Here is a 15,322-nt window from a genome sequence, read left to right on the forward strand (position 1 = left end):
TCAGCAACGCGAGCGTCGTCGCGCCTTCGGTCATCGTGCCGTTCCAAATAATCACGGGAGTTGCGGTAACGGCCGCTTGCGAATGAACTTCCTCTTGCGCCGCGTCAAAAGCCGCCGCCTTGCCCTGTTTTATTTCGTCCGCGGGCGTCATGGCGCCAAAGGGTTGGCGCGCCTGGCCACGATGCGAAATCGAAAGCGTATTCGCGCTGCTGTCGGATACAGTTACGACGGGAGAAACCGCAGGCGTCACGGCGAGCGGCTGCTCCGACGGCATCGCGCCCAGCATGCAAAGAGCGACGACACATGTCGTCGCGCCTGCCAAATAGTACCATTTTGAAATACGTCGAGCGCCTGTCTTCAGCGTTGCACCGACTTTGCTCCCGAACATCAGAAATCCTTCGCCCACACGTCCAAACGCCACTCTTTATCTTTGGCGCGATACGTCAGCGTTCCCGCCAGCGAATGCATGTCGCGATACCAGGTGTAGTCCGCGTGCTTTAAGTCGCCGTTGACGAGGTCCCATGTATATTCCGCGCCGAACGCGTTAAGACGATCAATTTTATATTTGAAACCCACAAATGTTGGTTGTTCCAAGTCCAACCTGTCAAATCGGTACGGAGTCTCGCCGGAAAGTCGGTTAATCTGCGTGCCCGTCCACCATTGCGTGCGACCCGCGTCATAATCTAAACGCGCGCCGTAGTAGAAATTGCTGCGGTCCATATCCCCGTAGCCGTAAAAATCTTTCCAATACCCTGCCGCCAACGTCAGTTTCGCGCGCTCCGACAAACGCAAAGGATCGGTCGCCAAAAGCAAGCTGTAGCCGCTGTGGCTGCCGCTCATGGCGCCCTCTTTCCAATCGCCCCAATCGAGCTGCGCCCGAGCGTAAATCGGACGCGCGCCGAAATGGTACGGCCGACTCGTGAAGATGAATTCCGGCCGTTTTTGAATCCAGACGGATTCGTCATTTAAGCGACTTTCTTCCTTGCTGTAATGGATTTTCCATTCTCCGTACGGCGCGTAGTAGCGTACGCCGATATCGGGCTTGAAACCGATCTTGGTGTACCACGCGTAGTTAAAGAACGCCTCGGTACGTTGGCCCAAAGGATACTCCATCTTCGCTTTGAAACCGAAACCGTTGTGCGCTTTATACGAAGGCCGCGGTAAAAATGACGCCACGCTGCTGCTGCGTCCCGGCTCCATGTTCACGCGATAACGCGGCAGGTGGAAAATCCGTTTATTTTTGATATAAAAATTGACATCTTCCGCCAGCAACGATTCCTGCGGAATGATCGTAATCGTTTCCGCTTCGATGCGGTAATCGGGAGTGTCGGCTACCGCCGACGGTGTTGTCACCATGGCTCCTTGCAGTATGCCGGTGTTCGCGCCTTGCGAAAACTCGCCGCGACCGGCTTCGATGTACAAGCGTGAATAGTAGCCCTTGGCATTCGCAAATACCGCCGTATCCTCCGCCGCATTATATTCCAGATCACGTACGGCAAGGTCAATCTGACGCACGCCGTCCGTCCAGGCGACGTCATCCGGCAAACGGTATACTTCCGTTTTGTGATTGCCGAGCAATCGGGGCGTGACAAATTGCGCCGTATCGTAACGCGCGACCGTATTGCCGATCGCCGCAACTTCCCCGTCGGTGCCGTTGTATTTCATGGTATCCGCCGTAATGACCCAATCCGTTCCCGTGGACGGATGCATCGGGTACACATGCGCTGGTCCTTCCGCAGCCGGCGCGCCGCTGTAAATCGGCGAAGAAAGCGTCGCTTGCGCCGCCATCGGTGTCACCAATAAAGCGGCAAGCGCCGCCCGCGACCACCACGCACTATTCATATGAGCTCCTATTCCTGACGAATAATCACAACCGGAAGATCGTCTTCATCTTCCTCATCAATCGGTACAATGGTAACTTCATCGGCGTCCTGTTTCTTTTCCGCCGTTACTTTCCCTTTCGCGCTTTTGGCGGCGTCTTTCGCCGCGTCCTTCGCTACTTTGGCGGTTTCCGCAGCGGCGTCGGCCTTGGCTTTCGCTTCATGCGCTTCTTTTTCGGAGGTCGCGGCAACTTCTTTCGCCTGTTTTACCGCCGCATCGCTTGAGTTTTCATCCGTCGCGACTTCTTTGGCTACTTTCGCGTTTGAGGCGTGCTTTTCCGCTTGCGCCGCCGCCTCTTCCGCTTCTTTCGCCGCGTCTTCCGCCACGCCGGCGGCCGTCGTCGCATTTTCCGCCGAAGTCATCGCGGACGTTTCATTCGGCAGAGTAATGGTTTCAAGATCTTCGTCAGCAACATCTTCTGCCGACGCGGAGTCCGCATTGTTCATTTCGCGCCGACGTTCTTTCGCGGACGCATTCGTTTCGCCCGGCTGCGCGACGTTTTCCGCCGTCACGACGAGATCATTTTTACGCGCCTGCGGCGCTCCGTCCACGCTGACGACGCCATGCGTTTTGACGGTATCCTGCACCTGAATGTAGAGCGCCGTTCCCGCCGGCATATCGACATCGCTGCCTTTAATAAAATACCCGCCGACTAAACCGATCGGTCCCAACACCATCGCGCCGGCCGCCGACGCCCCCAGCGCCGCCGCTTCATGTTTCAATTTTTCTTTCGCTTCCGGTCCCAATACGGTGGCAATCGGTTCATCATCGATGCCGAATACCTGATTGAACTCGATCTCCAGCTTACCGTTGCGGCCGAAACTGCGCGGCGGTTGCACTTTTGTCACAACACCCGTGCCTTGTGCGCCTTGCGGCAGCACGAGGACCTCATCGACAAATACATCCTGCGCGACCGTGAAACGAATTTCATCGCCCTCCTGATTTATTTTCGTCGCTACTTCTTCGGAAAGCGTAATCGGGAAAACGGTGTTCGCAGGCATTTCCACTTCGCGCAATTCAAAGTGACGGTTTTTATAAATGCTTTTTTCCAAACTAAGCACGCGCGCGGAAAGGCTGCCGCCTTTTTTCTCACCGTATACTTCGGTTTCCAGCGCGCCGATCCGATCGGCTAACGCCGCGCGACTGATTTCATTGCGCAGCTGCCATTCGAGCGTATTGACTCGAGTCGCCAGCGACGGTTCCGTGGTATCACTTCGCACCACGTCGTTATAAAGCGTTCCGATCTGTTCCGCAAGACCGTCTTGCGCAAGCTTCGCGCCGTACACGTCACGGCTCGCTTTTTGCACGCGATCGAGCATGGCGCCCGACTGCGCTTCACCGTACAAGACCGTATCAATAATCGTCGCCTGATCCGCCAATGTCGGCTGGGCGGCGTAAGCGGCCCAGGGGAGTGCCAATAAAAGCGAAAGCAACGGCGCCAATCGTTTTTTCATTCGATTACCTCTTTTCCCTTGACGTGAAAATCACGCCGCAAATACATATCGTTCGGTTTTTCAAAAAGAGCTGTTTCGCCATGCGAAACAGCTCTTTCCGTTAGAAACGCACGTCAATAATAGCCGACACGCCGACACCGCTGACGCGGTTCAGACGCGTAGGATTTTTGCTGTCGACCGGCACCAGACCGCGGATGCGGAACAGCTTGTCATTGAAGCTGCCTTCCACCTGCGCGACCGCTTCGACTTCGTCCACCGCCGCTTGCGGGCCGATGACCTGCGCCGCGCCGATGTAGCCTTTATCGCCGACGCTGATGATCGGCACGACTTTCGTCGCATAGCTGGATTCGACGTCGTTTTCGCGCATCAATTTATTAATAAAATTATTGAGTTGATCGGAATAACGATCTACTACGTAGCCGATACCGCCGACTTTCAACACGCCGCCCAAAACGCGGCCCAAATCAAACGCCTGGGTGTTGGCGACGGTGCCGAATGTCAATAAGGTACCGACGAGTACTGCGGAAATTGCCTGTTTCATTTTCTTTTGCATAGCTCTCACTCCTTTGGTAGTACACTCTCTTCATTATACTAAACGATGTCGCCCGCGACAATCTTACGCGCGCGCCGAAACGCTGTCCGCCTGCGCCCGCTCCGCTTCGATATCCGCCATTTTAGCCTGAATCATCATGGCGCACTCGATGCGTTTTTTCTGAATTTCGCAGCTGACCTTGTACGGTTCATGAATGTCACCCGCAAAGGTTTCATTGTTGGCGTGGCAACCGCCCGAGCAGAAAAATTTCGCCCAGCAACCTTGGCAGGTCGGTTTTTTCAACACGTGATTTTCACGGAAAGCGCGCGGCGTATTCATATCGAACAGCCCCGTCTTCACATTGCCGATCACATACCCGTCCCGACCGACGAACTGATGACAGGGATAGATATCTCCGTTCGGCACAACCGCCATGTATTCATGTCCCGCGCCGCAACCGCGCAAACGCTTTTGCAAACACGGACCGCGATAGAGATCCATATTGAAATGGAAAAATTGGAACGGACGGCCTTCGCGTTTGCGATCCAAATACGCCTGCGCCAATTTTTCGTACTCCGCGAAAATTTGCGGCAAATGTTCTTCCGTAATCGCGAACGCGTCGTCTTCACTGACGACCGGCTCCATGGAAAGCTCGTTAAAGCCCTGGTCCACCATATCGAGCACGTCGGTCGTAAAATCAAGGTTCTTGGCCGTGTATGTGCCGCGCACGTAGTATTCTTCGCCGTTACGATTTTGCACCGCGTACGCCAAGTGGTCGCGGATCGGTTGGTACGTGCCCTCGCCGCGCACCCCCGGACGCATCTCGTCATGCACTTCTTCACGACCGTCCAAACTCAACACGAGACTGACATGCTGCTCATTGAAGTATTGCACCTTGCGCTCATCCAACAGCATGCCGTTGGTCGTCAGCGTCAGCTTGAAAATCTTGTCGTGTTTTTTCTCCTGCGCGCGGATATAATCGATCGTCTGCTGCACCACATGGTAATTCATCAGCGGCTCGCCGCCGAAGAAATCGATCTCGCAATGTTTACGCGGACCGGAATGCGCGATCAGAAAATCAACCGCCCGACGCGCCGTATCAAAACTCATCAGCTCGCGCCATTTACCGTAACCGCCTTGCCCCGCGAAGCAATAGCGGCAACGCAGATTGCAGTCATGCGCGATATTTAAGCATAACGCTTTCACGATCGGACGTTCTTCAAGCGCGACGGTAAACGCCGGATCCATTTTCGCGAACAAAAGGCCGTCGGCGATCAATTCGTCGACTTCGCCGATCGCTTCTTCAATCTCGGCCGCCGGATAGCGATCGCCGAGCGCCGCCCGCGCTTCGTCCGGATTCGTCCCATCGTAGGTATCTAAAAGCTCGTACGTCAACTGATCCGGCAGATGCACGCAGCCGCTGTTGACATCGAGCACGATGTATTCGCCATTTAAATAAAACTTGTGAATCATAGGTTGTACTGCAGAAACTTCCGTCATTGAATTCTCCTTACATGCAAAAGGTCCTTCGCCTGCGCAAAGGACCTCAGCTGTTTACCGTTGTTGTTGTTTGCATACCTGGTTGCCGATGGTGCAACTTGTCTTGCAAGCGGATTGACACGAGGTCTGGCATTCGCCGCAACCGCCGTGTTTCGCAGTCTGTTGCAGGGACACCGGATTGAGTGTACGAATATGTTTCGCCATGTCGTTCCCTCCTTAATTGTTATCGTTATTATAGCATAACCGTCTGCCTGTCGCATGCATTTTGCGCGCGCGTCAGACAAATTTCAGAAACATTTTACGCATGCAAGATAAAATCAAACATCTTTACGCTACGCGAGCCACCACCACAGCAACGCCGCCGGTGATGCGCCGATCGCCAAAAGCGCCACGCCCAATCCCAGGCAGCCTTTTTGCGCTTTGCGTTCAGTGCGCGCGCTCTCCTGGTAAAACCAGTCGTCAACCGCTTCCGTCAAGGCGGCATGCTGCGCCTCCATGCGCGAGAACACATGCGCGAACTCCTGCCGACGCGGCTCCGGTAAATTCTCCGCCGTCGCGTACGGCGCCAATTGCTCACGCGCCGCCGTGTAGCGCCGCACAATTTCTTGCCACACATCGGGATCCAATTTCGTTCGGTATTGATAAATGCCTTTTTGCGCGACGAAATTATACAAATTCGCATTCTGCTGCATCTCAAGCAGTATCGCGCTCAGTCCCGGCACATCCCGAAACCGCTCTATCGCCACTTCCTGCCACCGCAAATATTCCGCCGCGGTTAATTTTATCGTCGTAATCAGATCGCTCGGCGCTTGCATGCTCGTCTCCTTTGGGGTACAATATTTTATATCTTCTTTTCATTATAGCGGATTTCGGGTGCAAACCCAATCTTTGTCAAGAGATTGAAAAAAGAAATAAAAAAGTACGTGACAAATGATTTTTTCTTTGCTATAATATTTTTCATCGGGGCATAGCGCAGTTTGGTAGCGCACTTGGTTCGGGACCAAGGGGTCGCAGGTTCAAATCCTGCTGCTCCGACCACTTGCGGGTGTAGCTCAATGGTAGAGCTCCAGCCTTCCAAGCTGGCTACGAGGGTTCGATTCCCTTCACCCGCTCCATTTTCAGTGGGTGGCGGTTAAACGGCGCAGGCCGTTTTTTTATTGCGCGAAAACAGCGCGCGAGATTTTATATTTTTCCGCAGAAAAATAAGGATGCGCCCGCCGCGCTAAATTTATTTTCCGCAAGAAAATAAATCCGTGCGTAATTCGTCAAAAACACTCCAAACCGCTGAAACCGCACACGACTTATACTATACCGAAATCTTGCCGACACGATTCACGAAACCGGCGAAGCTGCCGAAAGTGATTCGAATGAGCATCGGCACCGAATTTCGCCGCGGCAATACGATTGATCACAAACAAAAGCACTCTCCGCCAGAGAGTGCTTTTTTATTTACATCGTTTTTCTGAAGCGCAGAACCGCGCCGGTCAGCGTAACGACGACGAAAACGGCGAGCGCCAACGTCGGTTGCCAAAGATCAACGATCCCGATGCCTTTCAGCATGATCCCGCGCACGATGACGAGGTAGTGCGTCATCGGAATGACCTGACTTACATATTGAAAAAACGTCGGCATGGCGGCGATGGGAAACATGAAGCCCGATAAGAGGACGCTCGGCATGATGACGAAAACGGAAAGTTGCATCGCCTGCATTTGATTTTCAGCAAATGTGGAAATCATGACTCCCAACGAAAGCGACGCGATAATGAAGAAGGTTGTCAACAAGAAGAATAGTAAGATGCTGCCTTCAAACGGCACGTCGAAAATTATCCGGCTGATCAAAATGGCAATGATGATCTGCGTGTAACCGACGACGATGTAGGGAATGATTTTGCCCAACATCAGTTCATGCGGTTTCAGCGGCGTGACCATAAGTTGCTCCAGGGTTCCCTGCTCGCGTTCGCGAACGATGGCCATCGACGTGATGGCGACCAGCGTCATGGTGAGCACCATGCCCATGATAGCCGGCACCATGTAAAATTCCGAGACCATATCGGGATTGTACCAGGCCCGAATGCGCAAATCATACGGCGCGACGAAAGTCTTGCCGCCCGCGGACATGAGCCGGGACTGAACGACTTCCTGCGACTTCATTTGCGCGACAATCTGCGCAGTGGAAATGGCGGAGCCGGATGTCATGCTGTCGGAGGCGTCGACGATGACCTGCACCGAACCCGCGCGACCGTGCCGCAGATTTTCACCGAAATCCGGCGGGAAAATGATCCCGACTTTCGCCGCGCCGGAATCGATTTGGTGTTTGACGTCGTCAAAACTGTGCGCGACGTGCGTAATATCGTAGTAGCCTGTGCCGACAAAAGTATCGAGCAATTCCCGGCTTTCCGTGACGCGCGCCTGGTCGAAAACGACGGTCGGCATGTGCTTGACATCGGTACGCAGCGCGAAACCGAATAAAAGCAACTGAATAATCGGCATGGCGACCATGATCACAATCGTCGCGGGGTCACGCAACATTTGAATAAATTCTTTAATGACCATCGCCCGAAATCGAATCATAGTTCCTCCGTCCGGGATGTCTGCATGTAGTAAATAAACGCGTCTTCTAAAGTCGGTTCCACTTGGCTGACATCCTCTTTTCGCCAATCGGGCGGCAACGTGTCCGCCATCGTCCGCATGCGATCGCCGTAGACGTAAACGCCCGGCGGTAATACGGCGTGCAAATCGACTTCGCCGCGATGCTCCCAAAGCGTCACCGGCAATTGCGCGGTTAAATGTTCCGGTGTATCTTCCACAATCATTTTGCCGGAGTGCATCAAACCGACGCGGTCACACTGCGCGCCTTCCTCCATGAAGTGCGTGGTAACAATGACGGTCGTGCCCTGCGCGGCGAGATCGTGAATGATATCCCAAAAAATTTGACGCGCGCGCGGATCGGCGCCGCTCGTGGGTTCGTCCAAAAAAAGCAATGCGGGATGATGTAAAAGAGCGGCGGCGAGCGCCAGGCGTTGCCGCCAACCTCCGGAAAGCTGACGGACTTTCGTCACGTGATAATGTTTGACGCCGACTTCTTCCATCGCTTCTTGGATCCGCGTCGCGACATCCGCATCACGCAAGCCGTACAGCCGTCCGTAAAATTCCAAATTTTCGGTCACGGTTAAATCGGGATACAGGCTGAACTTCTGCGACATATAACCGATGCGCGCTTGGATTTCTTCCGTCTGCGTGACGAGATCGCATCCCAACACATTCGCCGTGCCTTCGCTCGGCGGCAACACACCGCAAAGCATACGGATCGTCGTCGATTTACCGCAGCCGTTCGCGCCGAGCAAGCCGTAAATGCTTCCCGCGGCAATCGCCAGCGGCAAGTGGTCGACGGCGGTAAAATCACCGAAACGGCGCGTCAAACCGTCCGTTTGAATCGCGTAATCGCTCATGCTTCTTCCCCCTTGCTCAGTGAGAAAAAGACGTCTTCCAAGGTGGCGTCGGGACCGATTTTGCGTTGCATCGCGAGCGGCGTCGCGACGTCCAACACATGCCCGTGATCAAAAAAGGCGATGCGGTGACAATACGACGCCTCATCCAAATACGGTGTCGCGATGACAACGGTCGCCCCCTGCCGTTGCGTTTGGTATAAAAGTTGCCAAAATTCACGGCGCGAAACCGCGTCGACGCCGGTCGTCGGTTCATCGAGCACGAGATACTTCGGCTCATGCGCCCAAGCGGCGGCCAGCGCCAATTTTTGTTTCATGCCGCCGGAAAAAGTGCCCGCGAAACGGTCGGCAAATTTCCCGAGACCGACGAAATTCAGCATTTCTGTCGCCCGATCACGCGCCTGCTGCGGATCCAGTCCGTAGAGCGCCCCCATGAGTTCCATATTTTCCCGCGCGGTCAAGTTCGGGTACAGGCTGAAACGTTGCGCGACGTAGCCGACGGGCACACGCCCCGGCGCTTCGCCGTGAATGGTAACCGTCCCCGCATCCGGCCGCATCAGCCCCAAGAGAATGCGCAAGAGCGTGGATTTGCCCGCGCCATCCGCGCCGACAAAGCCGAATACCTCGCCGTCCTGAATCGTGAAGCTGACATCGTGTAAAGCTTGCACCTCTCCGTAGGACTTACTGATATCTTGAAAGGTAATCATTCGAAATCAACGTCCGCCGGCATGCCTGGTTTGACGATCCGCTCCTGATTTTGCACGGCGACTTTAACGGCGAATACCAGGTTGGCCCGTTCTCGCGCCGTGATGCTTTGCCGCGGCGTATATTCCGCCTGCTGACTGATTTCCTGAATCGTGCCCGCGATCGCGCGACCCGGATAGGCGTCCACATATACGTTCACCGCCTGACCGACCTGAATGCGCGCGAGATCTTCGCTCGGCACATACACCCGCACATAGCAGTTGTCTAAATCGCCGACGGTGACGATTGGAACACCGGCGGGAGCGAATTCGTTATTTTCAAAATTTTTGCTCAAAACCGTGCCGCTCGCCGGACTTTCCACATCAATCCCGTCCGCCTGCGCCTGTTGCGCATCCACCTGGGCCTGCAAGCGTTCCACTTCCGCGCGAGCCGCTTCCACTTGCCCGCTGCGCGCGCCGTCCTGCACGATGGTCAACTGATCCTGCGCCGCAGTCAGCGCCTGCTGAGCCACTTGGGCCTGCGTGCGCGCCGCGTCGAGTTGTTGCGCGGAAATCGCGTCCTGATCATAAAGCTGGCGATAGCGGTCGAAATCAGCAGACGCTTTGTTCGCTTGCGCCTGCGCGCTCGCTACTTGCGCCTGCGCCGCGGAAATCTCCGCCGGCCGCGCGCCGCTTTCCAGATCCGCTAAGCGAGCTCGCGCGGCGGCCAAACCGGCGTTGGCGGCAAGCACTTGCGCGCGCAGATCTTCACGATCGATACGGCAGACAAGATCTCCCTCGTTCAGCGTATCGCCCGCCTGCAAAGTAAGTTCGCGCACGTATCCCGGCACTTTGGCGGTGACATCATACCGCGTCGCTTCGACCGTGCCCGTCGCCGTCAAACCTTTATCCTGCGGACGAGTGACCCAGTAAAGCAGTCCGCACAATACCAGCAGCGCGATGACGGCAAGGATAATCTTTCCCTTCTTTTGCATAAAGCCCTCCACTTGCGCACACATTTCGGTTCATTTGCTTGGTTTAATTATTACATAGTTGAATACACCCGACAAGTACGCCCCGACTTGCGCATCGCTACATAAAAAAGCACTCTCCGCAAAAGAGCGTGCTTTTTTATTTCATTCACTTAGTCGCGATACTGCGCCGGCAGTTCCTTCATGCGGGCCACGCCCGTTTCGATCGCTTTTTTCGCGACCGCTTTCGCGACTGCAAGCGGCACGCGTTCATCGAAGACGTCGATGACGACATTATCCTGCCGCAAGTCTTTGTCGTCGACCAAATCGGCCAGCGCATACGCCGCCGCCAATTTCATTTCCATATTGATTCGCCGCGAATGCACGTCGATCGCGCCGCGGAACAGACCCGGGAACACGCTCGAGTTGTTGACCTGGTTAGGCATATCGCTGCGACCCGTACCGCAAACGGCGACGCCGGCCGCGATAGCGTCTTCGTACATGATTTCCGGAACGGGGTTCGCCATGGCAAAGACGATGCTGTCTTTGGCCAAAAGTTTCATGTCTTCCGGTTTGAACGCGCCCGCCTTCGAAACGCCGAGCAAAACGTCCGCGCCCTTGATCGCGTCTTGGAACGTGCCCTGACGGTTTTCCGGATTGATCCGATCGACAAGGTCTTTCTGCACGCGGTTCAATTTGCCGTTGTCATGCAAAATCCCTTTGCTGTTGAGCATCGTCATATCGGTCGCGCCGGCCGCCAAAATCATGTTGGCGATCGCGGTGCCCGCCGCGCCCGCGCCGTTGATGACGATTTTAACTTTGGAAATATCTTTTTTCACGAAACGCAACGCTCCCAGCAGCGCCGCCAAAGCGGCGATCGCCGTGCCGTGCTGATCATCGTGGAATACCGGAATTTCCATTTCTTCGATCAAACGGTCTTCAATGTCGTAGCATTTCGGCGAAGAAATATCTTCGAGATTGATGCCCGCGTAGTTTTTCTCCAACAATTTGACGGTGCGAATAAATTCTTCCGGATCCTTGGTGTTGATAACGACCGGCAACGCGTCAATGTTCGCGAAACGTTTATAAATCGCCGCTTTACCTTCCATGACCGGAATGGCGGCCGCCGCGCCGATATCCCCCAAGCCAAGCACGCGCGTGCCGTCCGAAATAACGGCGATCACGTTACCGCGCAAGGTTAGCGAAAACGACAGATCCTCATCCTCTTTAATATGCAAGCACGGTTCGGCGACACCGGGCGTATACGCAACCGCCAGCGCGTGCCGATCATTGATCGGCATCTTGAGCCCCGTCGTTAAAATGCCGTTGTGCTGTTTTCGCATTGCCATTGATTCTTGTTTCAAATCCACAGTAATCCCTCCTCTGGTTACACACCCTTGATCGCCGGTAAGTTGCGACCGTAATAAATCTCCGTCATCTCCTGGCGTAACTGTCGCCGGACCTTTTGCGCCGCGCTTGCGGATAGGTCCGCGCGCGTCTGATCGAAGAGATAGTCGTCAAGATCGAAATCCTTTACCATCATTTTACAATGGAAAATATTTTCCTGGTACATATTGACATCGACAATATTATAACGGTTGCGCAAAGCCGCTTCAATATAGTGGGAAATGGCCTGCATGCGGTGGTCGATGTAAATCTTTTTACCGTTGACATCCCGCGTGAATCCGCGCACGCGATAATCCATGATCGCGATATCCGGCGCAAAGCGTTTCAACAAAAAGTTGAGCGCTTTGAGCGGTGAAATTTCCCCGCAGGTCGAGACATCAATGTCGGCGCGAAACGTGCACACGCCGCGTTGCGGATGGCGTTCCGGATAGGTATGCACCGTGATGTGACTTTTATCCAAATGCGCGACCACATCTTCTTTCGCTATGCCCGGATGCCCTTCGGCGATCAGCATGGTTACGCTGGCGCCTTGCGGATCGTAATCCTGCGCGGCGATGTTTAAGACATGCGCGCCGATGATGTCGGACACTTCACACAATGTTTCCGTGAGCCTTTCGGCGTTATACATCTCATCGATATACGCGATGTATTGTTCCTGCTGCTCTTCGCTGGTCGCGTAGCAAACATCATACATATTGAAACTGAGCGTCTTGGTCAGGTTATTGAAACCGTATAATTTTAATTTCCGCGTTTTTTTGGTTGTCATGCTTTTCCGCCCCGCGCCCGCTACTCGGACTGTTCCCGCAAGCGTTCACTGAGAATGCGCAACGCTTCGCCTCGATGACTGATGCGATTCTTTTCTTCTAAAGTGAGTTCCGCCATCGTTTTTTCACGTTCCGGCAGGTAGAAATACGGATCATAGCCGAATCCACCCGTGCCGCGCGGTTCGAGCACGATTTCGCCGCGGCAAATGCCGCGCGCCGTGCGTTTGGTGCCGTCCGGATACACCAGCGCCAATTCGCAAACGTATTCGGCGCCGCGATCTTGCGGCGCGACCGCTGTCATTTCCGCGACCAGTTTCGCATTGTTGGCCGCATCATCGCCGTGCGTGCCCGCGTAGCGAGCCGAGTACACGCCCGGCGCGCCGTCGAGCGCGTCAACCGCCAGACCCGAGTCGTCCGCCAACGCGGGGAGTCCGGTTTTTTCCATATAGTAGCGCGCTTTTATGAGCGCATTTTCCGCAAATGTCGTGCCGGTTTCTTCCGGATTCGGAAGATCCGCCACCTCCGCCACGGGAATGCCCTGGTAACCGACTTCGGCCAGCATGGCCTGCATCTCGCGAATTTTCCCTTCGTTATGCGTCGCCAGCAAAATGCCCTGCCGCCCGACGCTGCCGACGAGATCCGCCAAATCGCCGAGCGCTTTTTTTTGCGTCGCGATCAATTCGGCAATGCCCTTTTGCGCCAGATCCAAGAGTTCATTTAACTGCGCGCGCGAAAACGTCGCGCCTTCGCCCGTGCCCTGCACCTCGACCAGTTCCCCCGACTGCAGAGCGACTACGTTCATGTCGACATCGGCCGTACTGTCTTCCTCGTAGCAGAGATCCAAGTGCGGCACGCCGGCCAGTTCGCCGACGGAAACCGCCGCGCAGAAATCCTTCACCGGAAACGGCCCTTCGCCGTTCCACATACCGGCAATCGCTTCCACCAACGCGACATACGCACCCGTAATCGATGCCGTGCGCGTACCGCCGTCCGCCTGCAGCACATCGCAGTCCAACGTGATGGCGACTTCACCGAGCGCCTCCAAATCAACCGCCTGCCGCAAACCGCGGCCGATCAGTCGTTGGATTTCCTGACTGCGGCCTGACAATTTTCCGCGTACCGCTTCACGCTGATTTCTGTCTTTCGTCGCCCGCGGCAACATCTGGTATTCCGCCGTCACCCAGCCGCGTCCTGCGCCGCGCAGCCAGCGCGGCACGCGCGGCAGCACGGACGCCGTGCATAATACTTTCGTATCACCGCAGGTAATCAGCGCCGAGCCTTCCGCATATTTATTCACGCCCCGTTCGATCGTCACGGGACGCAATTCATTCGTTTCACGACCGTCAATTCGCATCGTCGGCCTCACTCCTTTGTTCATCTTCACCGAAAATTTGTACTTCCGGTTCCAGCGTTACGCCATGCGCCGCGAAAACGCGCCGCTGCACTTCGGCAATCAAGCCCAGCACATCGGCCGCGGTCGCGCCGCCGCAATTTACGATAAAGCCCGCGTGACGCATGGAAACCTGCGCGCCGCCGACCGTCAAACCTTTGAGTCCTGTCGTTTCAATTAATGTCCCCGCATAGTAGCCGACGGGCCGCTTAAATGTGGAGCCCGAGCTCGGCATATCGAGCGGCTGTTTCGTCGTCCGCCGTTGCGTATAATCCGCCATCTTCGCGCGAATCTCCGCCGCATTCCCCGGTTGCAGCTCCATCGTCACCTGCGTGATGATATCACCCGTTTCCTGGAACACGCTGTGGCGATACGCGAAGTGCAGCTGATCTCCCGCGTAGACGACCCGTTCGCCCGCGCGCGTGAGCGCCGTCACTTCCGTCACGATCTGTTGCATCTCGCCGCCATACGCGCCCGCATTCATCCACACGGCGCCGCCGATCGTACCGGGAATACCGCAGGCGAATTCCAAGCCGGACAGTTCCGCTTTCGCCGCGGCGCGAGAGGCCTGCGCCAAACGCACGCCGCCGGCCACGACAAGTCGGGTGCCGTCCGTGTAGCAGGGTCGCACCAGCCGTGAAAGGCCGATCACAACGCCGCGCACACCGCCGTCGCGCACCAACACATTCGCCCCGCCGCCGAGAATCATCAGCGGGCATTTTTCATTGGCGACAACGCGCAATACGCCCGCCAGTTCCGCCTCGGTCACAGGCTCAATATAAAGATCCGCCGGTCCGCCGATCGCAAAGGTCGTATGCCGCGCCATCGGCTCGGCAAAATGCAACGCGCTCTTGGGGACAACGCCGGAAAATAACTCTTCCCAATGCTCTTTAGTCACTGCTTTCCCTCCGCCGGCGCAAAGCGGGATAAATCGGGAACGCCTTCGCTGATGGCATCGCTGACGATTTTTTGAATATCGGCGGCCACCTGCTGCCAACGCATGAACGCGTGCAGGTATTCACTCGCAAGCGAGTTATTTTGCACCATCACCTGCAAACTCTGTAACTTTTCCATGCCGTCCCAGCCGTCTGTTTTCTGCAACATGCGACGGTATTCCGCTTCCATCTGCAAGGCGAGAAATTCTTCCGCCAGATCTTTCGCCGCCGCGTCCTGCGCCAGTTTTTCTTTCGCCGCGATCAGCTGTTTCATTTCCGCGCTTTCGCGAATACTTTTTGCTAAATTATAAGCATCATCATACATATTCATGGGAATCTCCTTTCCCTTCAGGCAAATG

At 55.4% G+C, this 15,322-nt stretch carries 16 protein-coding genes, 2 tRNA genes and 1 pseudogene; 2 read left to right on the top strand and 17 right to left on the bottom strand.

The window, feature by feature from the left end; genetic code table 11:
* From KH813_RS03000 to KH813_RS03030, 7 genes are all read right to left on the bottom strand, one after another.
* Nucleotides 1-388, bottom strand: a 388-nt coding sequence (locus KH813_RS03000; RefSeq protein ID WP_303993054.1) for a hypothetical protein, incomplete at its 3' end; no start/stop codon positions are given.
* Nucleotides 388-1,842: a hypothetical protein gene (locus tag KH813_RS03005; protein WP_303993058.1), complete on the bottom strand. Its 1,455-nt coding sequence runs from the start codon at nt 1,840-1,842 to the stop codon at nt 388-390. The genes KH813_RS03000 and KH813_RS03005, both read right to left, overlap by 1 nt.
* 8 nt (nt 1,843-1,850) lie before the next feature.
* Entirely contained in the window at nt 1,851-3,335 is a 1,485-nt protein-coding gene (locus tag KH813_RS03010) for a hypothetical protein (RefSeq protein WP_303993060.1), read from the bottom strand.
* Between the two features lie 100 nt (nt 3,336-3,435).
* Nucleotides 3,436-3,876: a hypothetical protein gene (locus KH813_RS03015; RefSeq protein WP_075939689.1), complete on the bottom strand. Its 441-nt coding sequence runs from the start codon at nt 3,874-3,876 to the stop codon at nt 3,436-3,438.
* A 75-nt stretch (nt 3,877-3,951) separates the two neighbouring features.
* Nucleotides 3,952-5,367 (bottom strand): thioether cross-link-forming SCIFF peptide maturase, encoded by a 1,416-nt coding sequence (gene scfB, locus KH813_RS03020; protein ID WP_303993064.1) that lies wholly within the window; start codon nt 5,365-5,367, stop codon nt 3,952-3,954.
* Between the two features lie 54 nt (nt 5,368-5,421).
* Entirely contained in the window at nt 5,422-5,571 is a 150-nt protein-coding gene (scfA, locus tag KH813_RS03025) for a six-cysteine ranthipeptide SCIFF (protein ID WP_024048344.1), read from the bottom strand.
* Between the two features lie 128 nt (nt 5,572-5,699).
* Entirely contained in the window at nt 5,700-6,182 is a 483-nt protein-coding gene (locus KH813_RS03030; protein WP_303993066.1) for a hypothetical protein, read from the bottom strand.
* Between the two features lie 146 nt (nt 6,183-6,328).
* Between KH813_RS03030 and KH813_RS03035 the strand changes: the two genes are divergently transcribed.
* Nucleotides 6,329-6,405 (top strand) — tRNA-Pro (locus tag KH813_RS03035).
* Nucleotides 6,406-6,408: 3 nt separating this feature from the next.
* Nucleotides 6,409-6,482: transfer RNA gene (locus KH813_RS03040), tRNA-Gly, on the top strand.
* A 334-nt stretch (nt 6,483-6,816) separates the two neighbouring features.
* On the opposite strand, the gene KH813_RS03045 is transcribed toward KH813_RS03040, so the two are convergent.
* The 10 genes and pseudogenes from KH813_RS03045 to KH813_RS03090 form a co-directional block, all read right to left on the bottom strand.
* Nucleotides 6,817-7,938 carry an ABC transporter permease gene (locus tag KH813_RS03045; RefSeq protein ID WP_075939412.1) on the bottom strand — a complete coding sequence of 374 codons (1,122 nt, stop codon included), beginning with the start codon at nt 7,936-7,938 and terminating at the stop codon, nt 6,817-6,819.
* Nucleotides 7,935-8,816 (bottom strand): ABC transporter ATP-binding protein, encoded by an 882-nt coding sequence (locus tag KH813_RS03050; RefSeq protein WP_024048347.1) that lies wholly within the window; start codon nt 8,814-8,816, stop codon nt 7,935-7,937. Before KH813_RS03050 ends, KH813_RS03045 begins: the two co-directional genes overlap by 4 nt.
* Nucleotides 8,813-9,520 carry an ABC transporter ATP-binding protein gene (locus tag KH813_RS03055; RefSeq protein ID WP_024048348.1) on the bottom strand — a complete coding sequence of 236 codons (708 nt, stop codon included), beginning with the start codon at nt 9,518-9,520 and terminating at the stop codon, nt 8,813-8,815. The genes KH813_RS03050 and KH813_RS03055 overlap by 4 nt, the downstream gene beginning before the upstream one ends.
* On the bottom strand, nt 9,517-10,491 hold the full coding sequence (locus KH813_RS03060) for an HlyD family secretion protein (RefSeq protein WP_024048349.1): 975 nt from the start codon (nt 10,489-10,491) through the stop codon (nt 9,517-9,519). Before KH813_RS03060 ends, KH813_RS03055 begins: the two co-directional genes overlap by 4 nt.
* 149 nt (nt 10,492-10,640) lie before the next feature.
* A complete protein-coding gene (locus KH813_RS03065; protein WP_075939411.1) occupies nt 10,641-11,837 on the bottom strand; it encodes an NADP-dependent malic enzyme in 1,197 nt (398 codons plus the stop codon).
* A gap of 17 nt (nt 11,838-11,854) precedes the next feature.
* Nucleotides 11,855-12,640 carry an adenosylmethionine decarboxylase gene (gene speD / locus KH813_RS03070; protein WP_024048327.1) on the bottom strand — a complete coding sequence of 262 codons (786 nt, stop codon included), beginning with the start codon at nt 12,638-12,640 and terminating at the stop codon, nt 11,855-11,857.
* Nucleotides 12,641-12,660: 20 nt separating this feature from the next.
* On the bottom strand, nt 12,661-13,284 hold the full coding sequence (locus tag KH813_RS03075) for an XTP/dITP diphosphatase (protein ID WP_303993089.1): 624 nt from the start codon (nt 13,282-13,284) through the stop codon (nt 12,661-12,663).
* A gap of 3 nt (nt 13,285-13,287) precedes the next feature.
* Nucleotides 13,288-13,992: pseudogene (rph, locus tag KH813_RS03080) on the bottom strand (ribonuclease PH); the annotation flags it as partial.
* On the bottom strand, nt 13,982-14,926 hold the full coding sequence (murB, locus tag KH813_RS03085; protein ID WP_303993081.1) for a UDP-N-acetylmuramate dehydrogenase: 945 nt from the start codon (nt 14,924-14,926) through the stop codon (nt 13,982-13,984). The pseudogene rph and the gene murB, both read right to left, overlap by 11 nt.
* Nucleotides 14,923-15,322, bottom strand: a 400-nt coding sequence (locus KH813_RS03090; RefSeq protein ID WP_303993083.1) for a YlbF family regulator, incomplete at its 5' end; no start/stop codon positions are given. The genes murB and KH813_RS03090, both read right to left, overlap by 4 nt.

This window comes from Negativicoccus succinicivorans (assembly GCF_018373335.1).
Lineage (GTDB): Bacteria > Bacillota > Negativicutes > Veillonellales > Negativicoccaceae > Negativicoccus > Negativicoccus succinicivorans_A.